Genomic DNA, 15,311 nt, shown 5'->3' on the forward strand with positions numbered 1-15,311 from the left:
ACCCCATCATCACCACGCTGACATTCCCGGACGGCTTCCTCTGGGGCGCGGCCACCGCTGCACACCAGATCGAGGGCAACAACGTCAACAGCAACTGGTGGGTGCACGAGCACGAGCCGGACACCTCAATCGTGGAGCCCTCCGGGGACGCCGCGGACAGCTACCACCGGTACCGCGAGGACATCCGCATCGCGGCCGACCTCGGGCTGAACTCCTACCGGTTCAGCATCGAGTGGGCGCGCATCGAACCGGAGCGCGGGTTCGTCAGCCGTGCCGAGATCGACCACTACCGCCGTATGGTCGAGGCCTGCCACGAGTTCGGCATCGAGCCGATCGTCACCCTCATGCACTTCACCGTGCCCCGGTGGTTCGAGCGCGACGGCTTCTGGCGTGCCCCGGACGCCGCCGACCTGTTCGCCCGGTACACCGAGGCCGCGCTGCCCGTCGTCTCGGACGGCGTCCGCTACGTCTGCACGATCAACGAGCCGAACATCGCGGCGATGCTCGCCGGAGGCGAGGACGCCAGGAACCTGGTGGCCTACGGGCTGCCGAACCCGGACCTGGGAGTCGCCGACGCCCTGCTGGCCAGCCACAAGCGGTCGCGCGAGGTGCTGGGACAGGTGTCGGGCCTCCAGTCCGGGTGGACCGTCGCGACCCAGGCGTTCCGCTCGAACGGCGAGCCCGGCGCGGACGAGATGCTCCGCGAGTACGGGTACCCGCGCGACGACTGGTACCTGGAGAACGCCGCCGGCGACGACTTCCTCGGCGTGCAGGCGTACACCCGCACGTTCGTCGGGCCGAAGGGTCCGCTCCCCGTCGACGAGACGAAAGAGACCACCCTGACCGGCTGGGAGTTCTACCCGGAGGCCTCCGCCGACGGACTCCGCAGCGCGTGGGAGCTCTCCGGCCACGTCCCGCTGATGATCACCGAGAACGGCATCGCGACCGCGGACGACACCCGTCGCCAGGCGTACACGCAGGGCGCCCTGGAGGGGATCCACCGCTGCATCGAGGACGGCATCGAGGTCCTCGGGTACCAGCACTGGTCGCTCCTGGACAACTACGAGTGGGCGTCCGGCTTCCGGCCGACGTTCGGGCTGGTGTCCTGGGACCCGGTGACGTTCGAGCGCACCCCGAAGCCGTCCGCGCACTGGTACGGCGGAGTCGCGAAGGCGAACGCGCTCCAGTCCTGACCCGTCGGCTGCCCGTCACCGGGCAGCCGACGCGCTCCTGGTGTCCGCCGGGATCGTGAACAGCCGGCTCGTCTCGGTCCGCCCGTTCGCGGTCTGCTCGATGGCGAACCGGAACTCCGTCACCCCTGCCGGGACGGTCAGGGCGAACGCCCACGTGCCGTCACCGGACACGGCGTGCTCCCCGGGGGTGAGCGGGTTGCCGGAGGCGTCCAGGACGCGGAACGTGGCTCGGGGCGTCGCGGTGCCGGTGAACCGGTTCTCGACACCCGGCTGCACGGTCGCCGGACCGGTCACCGTCACCGGGTCGAGCGCCGGCGGGTCGATGACGACGGACAGGGGCACCCGGTCGTACTCGGCGCCGTTGATCTCCTGGATCGCGACGAGCGGATTCGTGCCGAAGGATAGTCCGGTGACCGTGATCGACCACGTGCCGGTGTTCGTGTCGACGACCGTGCCCTGACCGCCGATCGACACGCGGGCACCCTTCGTCGCCGTGCCGGCGATCACCGCGGACCTCGCGACGGGGTCGACCGATCGGATCTCGGCGATCAGCTTCGTCCGGGTCGGGCCGGGCCGTGCCACCCAGGGGTCGCCGCCGCCGCGCGCCTCGTCCCGGCCGCCGTTCCGGCCGTGCGCGATCGTGGTGAAGACCACCGTGACGACCTCGCCGGGCTGCACCCACGACGGCCAGGGCTGGGTGCCGACCGAGAGCGGGCGGAGTCCTCCGCTGCTCACCGTCGCGCCGGCAGCGGAGACTTCGCATCGGACCGCCTCTTGGCAGTCGGGCGTGGCGGTGGCGGTGAGGGTCGTCGCGGTGGCGGTCAGCTTCTTGTCGAACGGCGGGTAGGCGAACGGGCCGGCCAGGACCGAGCCGCCGGCGACGTTCGGGATGCCCGCCGCCGCAGATGCCGGGGTCGCGGCGGTGAGTCCGCCGGCGGCTGCCACGACGAGCGTGGTGGCGAGGACGGTCAGGAGGCGTGGTCGCGTCATCGAGGAACCCATGTGCTGGACAGTAGCCGATGTTCTGCATCCAGAACAGGAATATCGACAAGCCGGTGTGATCAGGCGTCGCCCGCGAGGACCTGGGCCACGGTCGGATCACGGAGCAGGTCCGCGCGGGCCGCGGCGGTCGAGCCCTCGTCGTCCCTGGCGTCCCGGTCCACGTCGAGGTCGAGCGCGGCACGCACCGTGTCGACGTCCCCGGAGTCGACCGCGGCGATGAGTGGCGTCGCACCGCGCGACCCGCGGACACCAGCGTCCGCACCCGCCTCGGCGAGGGCGCGCACGATCGCCGCGTGGCCACCCCAAGCCGCGCGGACGATCGGCGTGTTGCCGTCGGTGTCCCGGGCCTCCAGGTCGGCGCCGGCAGTGACGAGGACCGCGACGGCACGGCGCGCGTCGCGGTCGATGGCCAGCGTCAGCGGCGTGCGGCCCTCGACGTCGTGCAGTTCGAGGGAGGCCCCGCGACCGATGAGCTCCTCGAGCATCTCCGGCCGGTCGAACCAGGCCGCGGCGTGCAGCGGGGCGAAGCCCCACCGCGGGTCCAGGTCGTCGACGTCGCTGGCGTCGTCGGCGAGGTGCAGGCCGCCCAGGTCGCCGTACGCTGCGGCGCGGACCACCTCGTCCGCCCACTCCACCCAGCCGTCCGGCACCGGACCGTGCCAGCCGCGTGCCGGACGCGAATCGAGGACGGTGAAGTCCGCTTCGTTGACGCTGCGCACCTCGATCGTGGCGTCCGTGAAGCGGATCGCGACCTCGCCGATGGGGGAGACGAGGAGCCGGAGCTCCCAGGCGTCCCGACCCGCGTGCTCGATCTCACCGCGGATGACGTGCGCGTCACCGGCGAGGAGGGTCGCTGCGTCGAGGAGCGGCGGCTCGATCACGGCGTCGTCGAAGCGGACGCGGACGCGGGCGTGGTTCCAGCGGCGCCAGAGTCCCTCTGGCGTGTCCAGCACCTCGTCGTTGCGGACCAGCACGTCCGCGTGCAGGACCACGGGGTCCGGTTCGCCGTGATCGGGCAGGGATGCGGTGTCGTCGTCCGCGGGCGCCTGGTGCCGGTGGCCGTCCTCGACCGTCCACCTGGCGATGCGGGAGTCGGTCCACCGGACCGTGGCGAGGGCGGCGACCGGCGGAGGTGCGTCCTGCACCAGCCGGGCGAGGTGGTCGGTCTTGCCCTCGAAGTCCTCGAGCGACACGTAGCCCACTGACGGCCAGTTCACTCGACTCCATCGCACGGGGTCGAGACTAGCCGGAATCGACCGGTGGACTCCTCGTGTGAATGTATTTCAAATGTTAATATTGCAACGTGCATGCCGATCGCCGACTCCGGACCCTCATCGTCTCGCCGTACTACCCGCCGGAGAACGTCGGCATGATCGTCCACTCGGTCGCGATCGGTCTGCACGCCCGCGGGCACGACGTCACCGTCCTCACGGCGTTCCCCAACCACCCGGGCGGCCGGGTGTTCCCGGGCTGGAAGCAGCGGTTCGGCCACGTCGAGCGACGGGACGGCGTGACGGTCCATCGCGTCCCGATGAAGGGCGCTGAGGAGGTCGGGGAGGTCCATGTCGTTCCTTCGGGCGAGGGGGGGGCTGCGGGCGGGGTCGGCTCAGTGGACGGTGTTGCCGTGACCCTGGTCGTCGACCTCCGGTGTGGACCCCGTGACCGTGACGGTGTTCCCGGAACCGAGGAGCGTGACGTGTTCCGTTCCGGTGACGGTGATGTGGTTCCCGCTGCCCTCGACCACGAGTGCCTTCGTCTTCCCGAGGGTGACCGTCGCACCGGCACTGACGATGGGGACCGTGGCGCAGTCCCCGAGTTCGTGCGCGTCGCCGTCCCCGCTGATGACCACCTGCGCACCGTCGCAGGTGTTGTCGTACGGTGCGCGCTCGGTTGCCGTGGAAGCGGTCGCCGATGCCGACGGCTTCGAGGCGGAGTCGTCCGTCGGCTGCTGCTGTGCGCAACCGGAGAGCAGGAGCGCCGCGCCGGCGATGGCGATGCAACCGGTGGCGACACGGGATGTCGGGTTCAAGCCAAGTATGTATTCAGAATATCAGTTGAATGTCAAATATCGCAATGGTGATATCGCGGAGAACTTGCGTCGTTCGGACGCAACTTTCAGCTCGCTGGGTTGACTCGGATCCAGTCCGGAGTAGAGTTGAGTCCATCGGACGCAAGTCCGCAGACTTCAGCAGCATCCGCACCAACAGAAGGAGCACCAACACATGGGACGTGCAGTAGGCATCGACCTCGGAACCACCAACTCCGTCGTCTCCGTTCTCGAAGGCGGCGAGCCCACGGTCATCGCGAACGCCGAGGGCATGCGCACCACGCCGTCGATCGTCGCGTTCACGAAGGACGGCGAGGTCCTGGTCGGCGAGACCGCCAAGCGCCAGGCCGTCACGAACGTCGACCGCACCATCGCCAGCGTCAAGCGCCACATCGGCACCGACTGGACGACGGACATCGACGGCAAGAAGTACACGCCGCAGGAGATCTCGGCGCGCATCCTCGGCAAGCTCAAGCGCGACGCCGAGCAGTACCTCGGCGAGGACGTCACCGACGCGGTCATCACCGTGCCCGCGTACTTCAATGACGCCGAGCGCCAGGCCACCAAGGACGCCGGTGAGATCGCCGGGCTCAACGTCCTCCGCATCATCAACGAGCCGACCGCGGCCGCGCTGGCGTACGGCCTCGACAAGGGCAAGGAAGACGAGCTCATCCTGGTCTTCGACCTCGGTGGCGGGACGTTCGACGTCTCCCTGCTCGAGGTGGGCAAGGACGACGACTTCTCCACGATCCAGGTCCGTGCGACCTCCGGTGACAACCGCCTCGGTGGTGACGACTGGGACCAGCGCATCGTCGACTACCTGATCAAGAAGTTCAAGGACGAGCACGGCGTGGACCTGTCCACGGACAAGATCGCCAAGCAGCGTCTCAAGGAAGCCGCAGAGCAGGCCAAGAAGGAGCTCTCGAGTCAGCTGAGCGCCAGCATCCAGCTGCCGTACCTCACGCTGACGGCCGACGGCCCGCTGAACCTGGACGAGACCATCTCGCGCGCCCAGTTCGAGCAGATGACCTCCGACCTGCTCGACCGCACCAAGAAGCCGTTCAACGACGTCATCAAGGAAGCGGGCGTGTCGGTCAACGACATCGCGCACGTGGTCCTCGTCGGCGGCTCGACCCGCATGCCCGCCGTGGCCGAGGTCGTCAAGTCGCTGACCGGTGGGAAGTCGCCGAACCAGGGCGTCAACCCGGACGAGGTCGTCGCCGTCGGCGCCGCACTGCAGGCCGGCGTGCTGAAGGGCGAGCGCAAGGACGTCCTGCTCATCGACGTCACCCCGCTGTCGCTCGGCATCGAGACCAAGGGCGGCCTGATGACGAAGCTCATCGACCGCAACACCGCGATCCCGACCAAGCGGAGCGAGACCTTCACGACCGCTGACGACAACCAGCCGTCGGTCGCGATCCAGGTCTTCCAGGGCGAGCGCGAGTTCACCCGCGACAACAAGCCGCTCGGCACGTTCGAGCTCACCGGCATCGCGCCGGCTCCCCGTGGCGTCCCGCAGGTTGAGGTCACCTTCGACATCGACGCCAACGGCATCGTGCACGTGTCCGCGAAGGACAAGGGCACCGGCAAGGAGCAGTCGATGGTCATCTCCGGCGGCTCCTCGCTGCCGAAGGAGGACATCGAGCGCATGGTCCGCGAAGCCGAGGAGCACGCGGCCGAGGACAAGGCCCGTCGCGAGGCCAACGAGCGTCGCAACCAGGCCGAGCAGCTCGTCTACTCGATCGAGAAGCTCATCAAGGAGAACGACGAGAAGCTGCCCGCCGACGTCAAGTCCGAGGTGCAGGCCGACGTCGACGCCCTGAAGTCCGCCCTTGCTGGTGAGGACGACGACGCCGTCAAGACCGCCTTCGACAAGCTCAACGAGTCGCAGGGCAAGCTCGGCCAGGCGATCTACGCGCAGCAGGACGCGGGCGCGGCCGCCGGTGGCGACCAGCCCACGGACGAGCAGCCGGCCGACGACGAGGACATCGTCGACGCCGAGGTCGTGGACGACGACGAGAACGACAAGAAGTAGCCGATGACGGACTCCACGAACGACGACAACGTCGAGAACAACGAGGAGCCCCAGGTCGAGGGCGACGCCACGAACGCGGCGGAACCAGAGGACCTGATCGAGGCCGAAGGCCCCGATGTCGAGGTGTCGACCGACGCGGCCAACGACCTCAGCCCCGAGGACGAGGCGCTGCTCGCCGACGCGGCCCGCGGCATGGCCGAGGACAAGCTGTCCACGGCCGACCGCGACCTCGTCGCCGAGATGCGGGCGGACATGCTCCGTGCGCAGGCCGAGCTCGTGAACTTCCGGAAGCGCGTCGAGCGCGACCGAGAGGCCAACCGAGAGGTCGCGATCGCCGAGGTGGTGCGCGCACTCCTGCCGGCGCTCGACGACCTGACCCGCGCCGAGGCGCACGGCGACCTCGCCGACGGTCCGATGCTGGTCATCGCACAGAAGATCCGTGGCGGCTTCGGCAAGTTCAAGCTGGAGCAGATCGGTGAGAAGGGCGAAGCCTTCGACCCGAACATCCACGAGGCGATCGTGCAGCTCCCGACACCGGGCGCCACCGGCCAGACCGTGGCGGACGTCGTCGAGCCGGGCTACAAGCTCGGTGAGCGGGTCCTCCGTGCGGCCAAGGTCGCGGTGGCGGTCCCGGCCTGATCCGGGCAGGAAGGTAGGTATCCGTGGCCAGTCAGGACTGGTTCGACAAGGACTTCTACAAGGTCCTCGGCGTGTCCAAGGACGCGTCCGAAGCCGAATTGAAGAAGACCTACCGGAAGCTCGCGCGGCAGTTCCACCCGGACTCCAACCCGGGTGACACCGCGGCCGAGAACCGCTTCAAGGAGATCAGCGAGGCGTACTCGGTGCTCTCCGACAAGGAGCAGCGTGCCGAGTACGACCAGGTCCGCGCCATGGGCTCCGGCGCTCGCTTCACGGCGGGCGGCGGAGGCCAGAGTGGCGGCTTCGAGGACGTCTTCGGAGGCATGTTCGGACAGCAGGGCGGTGGCGGACAGCGTGTCCGCTTCGGCCAGGGCGGCGGTGGCGGCTTCGAGGACATCCTCGGCGGCATGTTCGGCGGCGGTGCCGGGGGTGGCTTCGGCCAGCCCTCCGGCGGCTACCGCGGCTTCGGTGGTCCGACGAAGGGGCGCGACGTCACCGCGACGACGACCCTCGACTTCACGACGGCCATCGCCGGCGACACCGTCAAGCTGTCGCAGGGCAACGGCCGTCCGGTCAACGTCCGGATCCCAGCTGGGGTCGCGGACGGCCAGAAGATCCGGCTCCGCGGCCGCGGTGAACCCTCGCCCGACGGCGGCGAGTCCGGTGACCTGGTGGTGACCGTGCACGTCCGCAAGCACCCGGTGTTCGAGCGCGACGGGCAGAACCTGCGCCTGGACGTCCCCGTGACGTTCGTGGAGGCAGCGCTCGGCGCGACCATCCAGGTGCCCACCCTCGGCGGCGACCCCGTCAAGCTCCGGGTCGCACCAGGCACACCCTCCGGTCGTGTCCTGCGCGTCAAGGGGCGAGGCGTCGCGACCAAGAACGGGACGGGTGACCTGCTCGCCACCGTCCAGGTGGCGGTGCCGTCGCACCTGTCGGACAAGGCGAAGGAAGCCGTCGAGGCACTCGCGGCTGCCCTGCCGGACGAGGACCCCCGCGAGGACCTCCTCGCCAAGGCGCGCAGCTAGCTGCCCGCCGGAAATGCACGAGACCCAGCCTGGGCCCACGCCGCCGGTACCGGCCCGTCGCGAAGCGGCGGGCCGGCCGTGCCGGTGGGGAGAGGCTCGGCGCGGCTTCCTGACGGACGCTCGCCGAGCCTTCAGGCTGTCTCCAGACCACGCGGACGACGGAAGGAGCACTCGATGACCGACATGGACGAGGACTCGCCCGTCTTCGCGATCGCGGTCGCGGCGGAACTGGCGGAGATGCACCCGCAGACGCTGCGGCAGTACGACCGACTCGGCCTGGTCGTGCCGGGGCGGACCCGAGGCGGGTCCCGCCGGTACTCGATGCGCGACATCGCGCAGCTGCGCGAGATCGCGCGACTCGGTTCCGAGGGGGTGTCGCTGGAGGGGATCCGGCGGGTGCTCGAGCTCGAGAACGAGAACAAGGAACTGCGTGACCGGGTGCGTGAGCTCGAGACGGCCCTGGCCGACCAGCTCATCAACAGGCCGGGCGCCCGGGTGTTCGCGGCCACCACGACGGGAGCCGCGGTCTCCCTGCGCGCCGGTGCACGGCCGCAGCGCAACACCCAAATCGTGCTCTACCGCGGTCCGCGCTGACGGGGATCCGCGCGTCTGACCTCGACGAACGCCCCGGGCTGCTGCGCTGTCCGAGGCAGGCTGTATGTAAAATACACATATCTGGTACTGCAGTACCCAATCTCGATACGCTTCCCTCGACGGCACGGTGTCGTCGGGGAGCGGGGTACACACATGGGCGAACACGAACCGGGACAGCGTGCGACGGTGGCGCGAGCCGCAGAGATCGCGCCGACCGCGTCGCTCGGCCCGGACGTCCGGGTCTGGGACGGCAGCCACGTCGAGGCCAAGGCGGTCGTCGGCGCGGATACCATCGTCGGTCGGGGAGTCACGATCGGCCGCGGCGTCCGCGTCGGCAGCAGGTGCAAGATCCAGAACGCAGCACTGGTCTACGGTCCTGCGGCCCTCGGCGACGGGGTGTTCGTCGGACCCGGCGTGGTGTTGACGAACGACACGGTGCCGCGAGCGGTCCTCCCCGACGGCTCGGTCAAGTCGGGAGAGGACTGGCAGGCGTCCGCGGTCGTGATCGACGACGGTGCGTCGATCGGCGCGGGGGCGGTGTGCGTCGCCCCGGTCCGGATCGGGCGATGGGCGATGGTCGCAGCCGGCGCCGTGGTCACGAGGGACGTCCCGGACCACGCACTGGTCGCAGGGGTGCCCGCGCGTCGGATCGGTTGGGTCGGCCGCAGCGGCGTCCGGTTGGTCGAGGGCACAGACGCCCTGGTGTGCCCGCGAACCGGCGAGCGGTACACGGTCGACGGTGACGTGGTCGGACTGCTGCGATGAGCGTCGAGACGGTCGACGTGATCCCGGCCGCACGTCCGCTCATCGGCGTCGAGGAGCGCCGTGCCGTCGACGCCGTCCTCGCGAGCGGTCATCTGACCCAGGGCCCCGAGGTCGCGGCGTTCGAGCGGGAGTTCAGCGCCACGCTCCTCGACGGTCGGCCGGTGGTCGCGGTGAACAGCGGCACTGCTGCACTGCACCTGGGCCTCATCGCGCTCGGCGTCGGACGGGGGGACGAGGTCCTCGTGCCGTCGTTCACGTTCGCGGCCACGGCCAACGCGGTCCGGCTCGTCGGCGCGACACCCGTCTTCGTGGACGTCGATCCGGACTCGTTCTGCATCGCGCCGACGGCGATGCAGCGTGCGGTGACCGCGCGGACGCGGGCGATCGTCCCCGTCCACCTCTACGGCCACCCCGCTGACATGACGGCGATCGTCGCCGTCGCCAGGGAGCACGACCTGCTGGTGGTCGAGGACGCCGCGCAGGCGCACGGCGCACGGTGGGTCGGCCGGCGTGTCGGGACTTTCGGGGATACCGGGGCGTTCAGCCTCTACCCGACCAAGAACATGACGGCGGCGGAAGGCGGCATGGTCGCGACCGCGTCACCGTCGTCGGAGCGCGTGCTCCGGCTGCTCCGCAACCAGGGGATGGCCGAGCGGTACGCGAACGAGATCGTCGGGTTCAACGCACGGATGTCCGACCTACACGCAGCGATCGGCAGGGTGCAGGCGCGCAAGGTGCGCGCCTGGACCGCGCAGCGGCAGGCGAACGCGGCGTACCTCGACGGAGAACTCCGCGGCGTCGTCACGCCGATCGTGCACGCCGAGGCGGAGCACGTGTTCCACCAGTACGTCGTCCGGGTGCCGGACGACCGCGACGGCTTCGTGGACGCGCTCCGCGACGAGTACGGGATCGGTGCGGGGGTCTACTACCCGACACCGGTGCACCGTCTGCCGTCGTTCGCCGACGCCGCGGTGTGCGGATCCGACCTGCACGAGACCGAACGTGCCGCCGCAGAGGTGATCGCCCTGCCGGTCTACCCGACGCTCACCCTCCGTGAGCTCGACCGGATCGTGGCCGCCGTGAACGCGCTCGCCGCGGCCGGGGGCTCCCGGTGACGCGGTCGCTGCGCGTCGGCGTCGTCGGCCTCGGCATGATGGGTCGGCACCACGCCAGGGTCCTGCGCGACCTCGACGGTGTCGAGCTCGTGGGCGCGGCCGACGCGCTCGGTGACGTGCACGGAGCCGCTGGCGGGGCGCCGGTCGTCGCCTCCGTGGCGCAGTTGCTCGACCTCGGGCTGGATGCCGCGGTCGTCGCGGTGCCGACCGCCGCCCACGAACCCGTTGCCATCCGGCTCGCGGAAGCGGGCGTGCACGCGCTGATCGAGAAGCCGGTCGCCTCGTCCGCCGCCGGCGCGGCCCGACTGGTCGCCGCGTTCGCGAGCGCGGGACTCGTCGGCGCTGTCGGTCACGTCGAGCGCTACAACCCCGCACTGCAGGAGCTGCGGAGGCGGCTCGACGACGGGCAGCTCGGCGAGGTCTACCAGATCGCGACGCGACGGCAGGGCCCGTTCCCGGCACGCATCGCGGACGTGGGCGTGGTCAAGGACCTCGCGACGCACGACATCGACGTCACGACGTGGCTCGCGCGGTCGGCCTTCGCCCGGCTCGCCGCGTTGGCGTGCCGCAGGAGCGGGCGTCCCCACGAGGACCTGGTCACGGTGACGGGCGAGCTGGAGGACGGCACGCTGACGACCCACCTGGTGAACTGGCTGACGCCGTTCAAGGAGCGCGTCGTCGTGGTCACCGGTGAGCACGGCACGTTCGTCGCGGACACGGTGAGTGCTGACCTGACCTTCCACGAGAACGGCACCGTCACGACCGGGTGGGACCAGGTTGCTGCCTTCCGCGGTGTCGCTGAGGGGCCGAGCACGCGGTTCGCGATCCAGAAGCGCGAGCCGCTCGTCGTCGAGCACGAGGCGTTCCGTGACGCCGTGCTCGGGAAGCCGACGGACATCGTGTCGCTCCGCGAGGGGCTCGGGATCGTCCGGATCGCCGAAGCGGTGCTCGAGTCCGCCCGGACCCGCACGACCGTCGAGGTGGCGGCATGAGGGTCGCCGTGGTCGGGCTCGGCAAGATCGGCCTGCCGCTGGCGGTGCAGTACGCGTCCTCAGGAGTGCGGGTGACCGGCCTGGACGTCGACCAGCGGGTCGTCGGTGCCGTGAACGCGGGGCGCGAGCCGTTCCCGGGCGAGCACGGTCTCGGCGAAGCCCTGACGGCCGTGGTCGAGGCGGGGGCGTTGCGTGCGACGTGTGACCCGGCGTTCGCGGTCGAGGACGCCGAGGTCGTGGTGGTGGTCGTCCCGCTCGTCGTCACGGGGGACGGCGAGCCGGACTTCCGGGCGATGGACGCGGCGACCGAGTCGGTCGGCCGCGCACTCGCGCCGGGGGCCCTCGTCGCCTACGAGACCACACTGCCGGTCGGCACGACGCGTCAGCGGTGGGTGCCTCGCCTCGAGGCCGCGTCCGGGCTGGTGCAGGGGGACGACTTCGACGTCGTCTTCTCGCCGGAACGGGTCCTGACCGGCCGGGTGTTCGCAGACCTCCGCCGGTACCCGAAACTCGTCGGCGGGCTGTCGGCGCGCGGCGCGGACCGGGCTCGGGCGTTCTACGAGCGCGTGCTGCAGTTCGACGACCGGCCGGACCTCGGGCGTCCGAACGGCGTCTGGGACCTCGGGACCGCAGAGGCGGCCGAGCTCGCCAAGCTCGCGGAGACCACGTACCGCGACGTCAACATCGCCCTGGCGAACGAGTTCGCGGTGTTCGCGGGACGGAACGGCATCGACGTCGACGTCGTGATCGACGCGTGCAACTCGCAGCCGTACAGCCATCTGCACCGACCCGGCATCGCGGTCGGTGGGCACTGCATCCCGGTGTACCCGCAGCTCTACCTCTGGAACGACCCGGATGCCTCGGTGGTGTCGACCGCTCGTCGGCGCAACGCGGCGATGCCCGAGCACGCCGTCGCGGTGCTGGAACGGTTGCACGGTGACCTCGCCGGTGAACGGGTGGTCGTGCTGGGGGCGTCGTACCGCGGGGGTGTGCAGGAGACGGCCTTCTCGGGGGTGTTCGGCACGGTCGCGGCCCTGCGCGCGCGGGGTGCCCTCGCGTCCGTGTCCGACCCGCTGTACACGGACGCCGAGCTGGTCGGCCTCGGGCTGGTCCCGCACCGCGCGGGCGCGCCGGTTGAGGCGGCGATCGTGCAGGCGGACCACGCGGAGTACGCGACGCTCGGCGAGGACTCGTTCCCCGGCGTGCGCACGCTGCTGGACGGGCGGCGGGTCATCGACACGGCGCGCTGGCCGTCGACGACGGTCGGGTCGATCGGCGCTCCTCCGGTTCGGCCCGCGCACCGCCCATGATGGAATGCGACATGTGAAGAACTGGTGATCTGCGCGCGGAGGCACCTAGCGTCGCAGCATGTACTCCCGCCCTCGCCCGTTCGACATCGTCCACGTCTCGAGCGCACACCCCTGGACCGACAACCGGATCCACACCCGGGCGGCCACGACCGCGGCACACGCCGGGTACCGGACCGCGCTCGTGGCGGTCGACACCGGCGGAGGAAGCGCCGAGCGGGCTCCGGCCGACTGGGATCGCCCAGACGAGCGGAGCGGCGTGTGGGTCCGACGCATTCCGCGGCGCGGGCGGCTCAGACGCCTGGTCGTCTCGACCGTCCAGGCGGTGCTCGTCGCGTTGTCGTCCCGGGCACACGTCGTCCACCTGCACGATCCGGAGCTGGCGTGGGCCGTCCCGCTCCTCCGCCTCGCGCGGCGCCGCGTCGTGTACGACGCGCACGAGGACCTGCCGGCGCAGGTCGCCGGCAAGGAGTACCTCGGGCGGATCCGCAGGGTCGCCGTCCCGATCGCCCGTGGCGTCGTCGGGTTGGCCGCCCAAGCGGACGCCGTCGTCGCCGCGACCCCGACCATCGCGTTGCGGTTCCCGGCTGCCCGCACGACGGTCGTGCAGAACCTGCCGGTGCTCCGGGCGTCGGACGCCACCCTGGCTGATGCGTCCGGACGTCCGCCGATCGCGGTGTACCTCGGGGCACTGAGTCATGACCGCGGCATCGGCGTCGTCAGCGGTGTCGCCGGGTCGCCGGCGCTGCCGTCGGGGTGGCGAGTGCGCACGGCTGGGCCCATCGACGGGGCGGTGGATCGCCGCGCGTTCGATGCCCTCTGCGGCACCGGTCGGATCGACCACCGCGGTGTGCTCCCGCCGGAACGGGCACGGGACCTGCTGCAGACCGCGCGGGTCGGACTGCTGCCCCTGCTGCCGACCGTCGCCTACGCGTCGTCCATCCCCACCAAGCTCTTCGAGTACCTGGCTGCCGGCCTCGCGGTGATCGCAACGGACGTCCCGTACTGGCGGGAACTCCTGGACGACATCGAGTGCGTGACCTGGGTGCCCGCGGGAGATCCGGACGCCGTGGTCCGGGCGCTGCAGCGGTACGCCGCCGATCCCGATCTGCTCGACGCACACGGGCGCGCCGGCCGTGCGCTGGTCGACGCGCGCTTCCGGTGGGACCACGAAGCGCCCGAGCTGCTCCGGGTCTACCGACGGCTCTGCGGTGCTGCGCCGTTCGACGGGTACCTTCCCCGTTCGTCGGACGCCGACTGGAATGTAGTATCCAGGTGAACCCCCACTGCCCCTCGCACCTCACGAACGGCGGGTACCGTGCGCCGACCCCGACCTCGACCCACGCGTGCGATCCTCACGATCCTGTTCGGGACGCTGCTCGGCCAGGGCCTGGTCGTCGCCGTCTCGCCGCTGTTGACCCGGCTGTACGCCCCGGCGGACTTCGGCGTGCTCGCCGTCGTCACCGCGATCGCTTCCGTGCTCGGCGCGGGAGCGACCATGGGGACCGATCGCGCGCTCCCCGTGGCGCAGGACGCCACGATGCGCGCGCTCGTGCTGATCGGCATCGTCTCGACGGCGTTCGTCAGTGGTGCGACGGCAGTGGCCACCTGGCTCGCGCGCGAAGCGCTCGCTGCGCAGTTCTCGGCGCCGACGTTCGCGGACCTCTGGTGGATCATCCCGGTCACGACCGGGGCCGTCGGACTCCACCGGGTGGCAACCGCGGTGCTCGCCCGGGGCCAGCGCCACGGCTCGATCGCGATCCGGAACGTGTGCCAGGGGGTCGGGCAGACCATGTGGAACCTCGTGATGGCCTCGACCGGAGCCCTCGGGCTCGCCGGTGGACTGGCTGCCGGGCGACTCGCGGCACTGCTCGGGATGCTCCGTCCGGCGTCGCTCCGAGCCAGCCCGTCACCGCACTCCGTCCGGGCCGCACTGTCGGTGCACCGACGCTTCCTCTGGTTCACCCCGTGGTCCTCCATGCTCAACGTGGTCGGGCAGCAGGCACCGGGGCTGCTCATCGCCGCGGCGCACGGCAGTGCGGCGGCGGGACTGGTGGCCCTGACGATGCGGGTCCTCGGCTCACCGGTCGGGATGCTCGCGGACGCCGTCGCGCAGACGGTCGCCGGGGCGATCGGTGGCCGGATCCGCGCCGGAGCGTCGGTACGAGATCCGCTCCGGCGGGTCGTGGGTCGTCTGCTGGTGCTCGGGGCTGCTGCGGCCGTCGTCGTGATGGTGTCCGGGCCGTCGGTGTTCGGTGCGGTGTTCGGGCCGGACTGGACACGGTCGGGCGAGTACGCGCGCATCCTGGCGCCGGCGTTCGCGCTGCAGGTCGCGGTGTCGCCGGTGAGCCAGGTACTCGGGATGCTCGGTCGACAGTCCTCGCAACTCGCCTGGGATGCCGGACGCTTGGTCCTGACGTCCGGTGCGGTGGTCGTGCCGACGCTGCTCGGTGCGCCCGTGCCCGTGGTGCTGGCGGGGCTCTCCGCCGCGATGATCGCGTCCTACCTCGTGATGCTCGGGCTGGTGGTCGCGGCGACCCGGTCCGTCCGCGACTGACCGACTCGCACCCGTGCACGGCCCGGTGCGACGGACG

At 71.0% G+C, this 15,311-nt stretch carries 14 protein-coding genes; 11 read left to right on the plus strand and 3 right to left on the minus strand.

Annotated elements, in window-relative coordinates:
• The first annotated feature begins 5 nt into the window (after positions 1–5).
• On the plus strand, positions 6–1,193 hold the full coding sequence (locus AAEP80_RS05885) for a glycoside hydrolase family 1 protein (RefSeq protein ID WP_420366849.1): 1,188 nt from the start codon (positions 6–8) through the stop codon (positions 1,191–1,193).
• Positions 1,194–1,208: 15 nt separating this feature from the next.
• Here the strand turns inward: AAEP80_RS05885 and AAEP80_RS05890 are convergent, their stop codons facing one another.
• The 3 genes from AAEP80_RS05890 to AAEP80_RS05900 form a co-directional block, all read right to left on the minus strand.
• A complete protein-coding gene (locus AAEP80_RS05890) occupies positions 1,209–2,183 on the minus strand; it encodes a hypothetical protein (RefSeq protein ID WP_420366319.1) in 975 nt (324 codons plus the stop codon).
• Positions 2,184–2,254: 71 nt separating this feature from the next.
• Positions 2,255–3,427 carry an ankyrin repeat domain-containing protein gene (locus AAEP80_RS05895; RefSeq protein ID WP_420366320.1) on the minus strand — a complete coding sequence of 391 codons (1,173 nt, stop codon included), beginning with the start codon at positions 3,425–3,427 and terminating at the stop codon, positions 2,255–2,257.
• Between the two features lie 374 nt (positions 3,428–3,801).
• On the minus strand, positions 3,802–4,224 hold the full coding sequence (locus AAEP80_RS05900) for a DUF3060 domain-containing protein (protein ID WP_420366321.1): 423 nt from the start codon (positions 4,222–4,224) through the stop codon (positions 3,802–3,804).
• A gap of 193 nt (positions 4,225–4,417) precedes the next feature.
• Between AAEP80_RS05900 and dnaK the strand changes: the two genes are divergently transcribed.
• From dnaK to AAEP80_RS05950, 10 genes are all read left to right on the plus strand, one after another.
• Positions 4,418–6,277 carry a molecular chaperone DnaK gene (gene dnaK / locus AAEP80_RS05905; RefSeq protein ID WP_281266771.1) on the plus strand — a complete coding sequence of 620 codons (1,860 nt, stop codon included), beginning with the start codon at positions 4,418–4,420 and terminating at the stop codon, positions 6,275–6,277.
• A 3-nt stretch (positions 6,278–6,280) separates the two neighbouring features.
• The gene (locus tag AAEP80_RS05910; protein WP_420366322.1) at positions 6,281–6,916 is read left to right on the plus strand and encodes a nucleotide exchange factor GrpE; all 636 of its coding nucleotides are present in this window, start codon (positions 6,281–6,283) and stop codon (positions 6,914–6,916) included.
• A 23-nt stretch (positions 6,917–6,939) separates the two neighbouring features.
• A complete protein-coding gene (locus tag AAEP80_RS05915) occupies positions 6,940–7,944 on the plus strand; it encodes a DnaJ C-terminal domain-containing protein (RefSeq protein WP_420366323.1) in 1,005 nt (334 codons plus the stop codon).
• Between the two features lie 183 nt (positions 7,945–8,127).
• On the plus strand, positions 8,128–8,538 hold the full coding sequence (locus AAEP80_RS05920) for a heat shock protein transcriptional repressor HspR (protein WP_420366850.1): 411 nt from the start codon (positions 8,128–8,130) through the stop codon (positions 8,536–8,538).
• A 153-nt stretch (positions 8,539–8,691) separates the two neighbouring features.
• Entirely contained in the window at positions 8,692–9,303 is a 612-nt protein-coding gene (locus tag AAEP80_RS05925) for an acyltransferase (protein ID WP_420366324.1), read from the plus strand.
• Entirely contained in the window at positions 9,300–10,418 is a 1,119-nt protein-coding gene (locus tag AAEP80_RS05930) for a DegT/DnrJ/EryC1/StrS family aminotransferase (protein WP_420366325.1), read from the plus strand. The genes AAEP80_RS05925 and AAEP80_RS05930 overlap by 4 nt, the downstream gene beginning before the upstream one ends.
• Positions 10,415–11,410 carry a Gfo/Idh/MocA family protein gene (locus AAEP80_RS05935; RefSeq protein ID WP_420366326.1) on the plus strand — a complete coding sequence of 332 codons (996 nt, stop codon included), beginning with the start codon at positions 10,415–10,417 and terminating at the stop codon, positions 11,408–11,410. Before AAEP80_RS05930 ends, AAEP80_RS05935 begins: the two co-directional genes overlap by 4 nt.
• Positions 11,407–12,720, plus strand: coding sequence for a nucleotide sugar dehydrogenase (locus tag AAEP80_RS05940; protein ID WP_420366327.1), 1,314 nt, complete (start codon positions 11,407–11,409; stop codon positions 12,718–12,720). Before AAEP80_RS05935 ends, AAEP80_RS05940 begins: the two co-directional genes overlap by 4 nt.
• Positions 12,721–12,778: 58 nt before the next feature.
• Positions 12,779–13,996: a glycosyltransferase family protein gene (locus AAEP80_RS05945; RefSeq protein WP_420366328.1), complete on the plus strand. Its 1,218-nt coding sequence runs from the start codon at positions 12,779–12,781 to the stop codon at positions 13,994–13,996.
• Between the two features lie 39 nt (positions 13,997–14,035).
• Complete coding sequence (locus tag AAEP80_RS05950) at positions 14,036–15,274, plus strand: lipopolysaccharide biosynthesis protein (protein WP_420366329.1); 1,239 nt, start codon at positions 14,036–14,038, stop codon at positions 15,272–15,274.
• Positions 15,275–15,311: the final 37 nt, after the last annotated feature.

The sequence above is a fragment of the Curtobacterium sp. L3-7 genome, assembly GCF_048756585.1.
In the GTDB taxonomy this organism is placed as follows: domain Bacteria; phylum Actinomycetota; class Actinomycetes; order Actinomycetales; family Microbacteriaceae; genus Curtobacterium.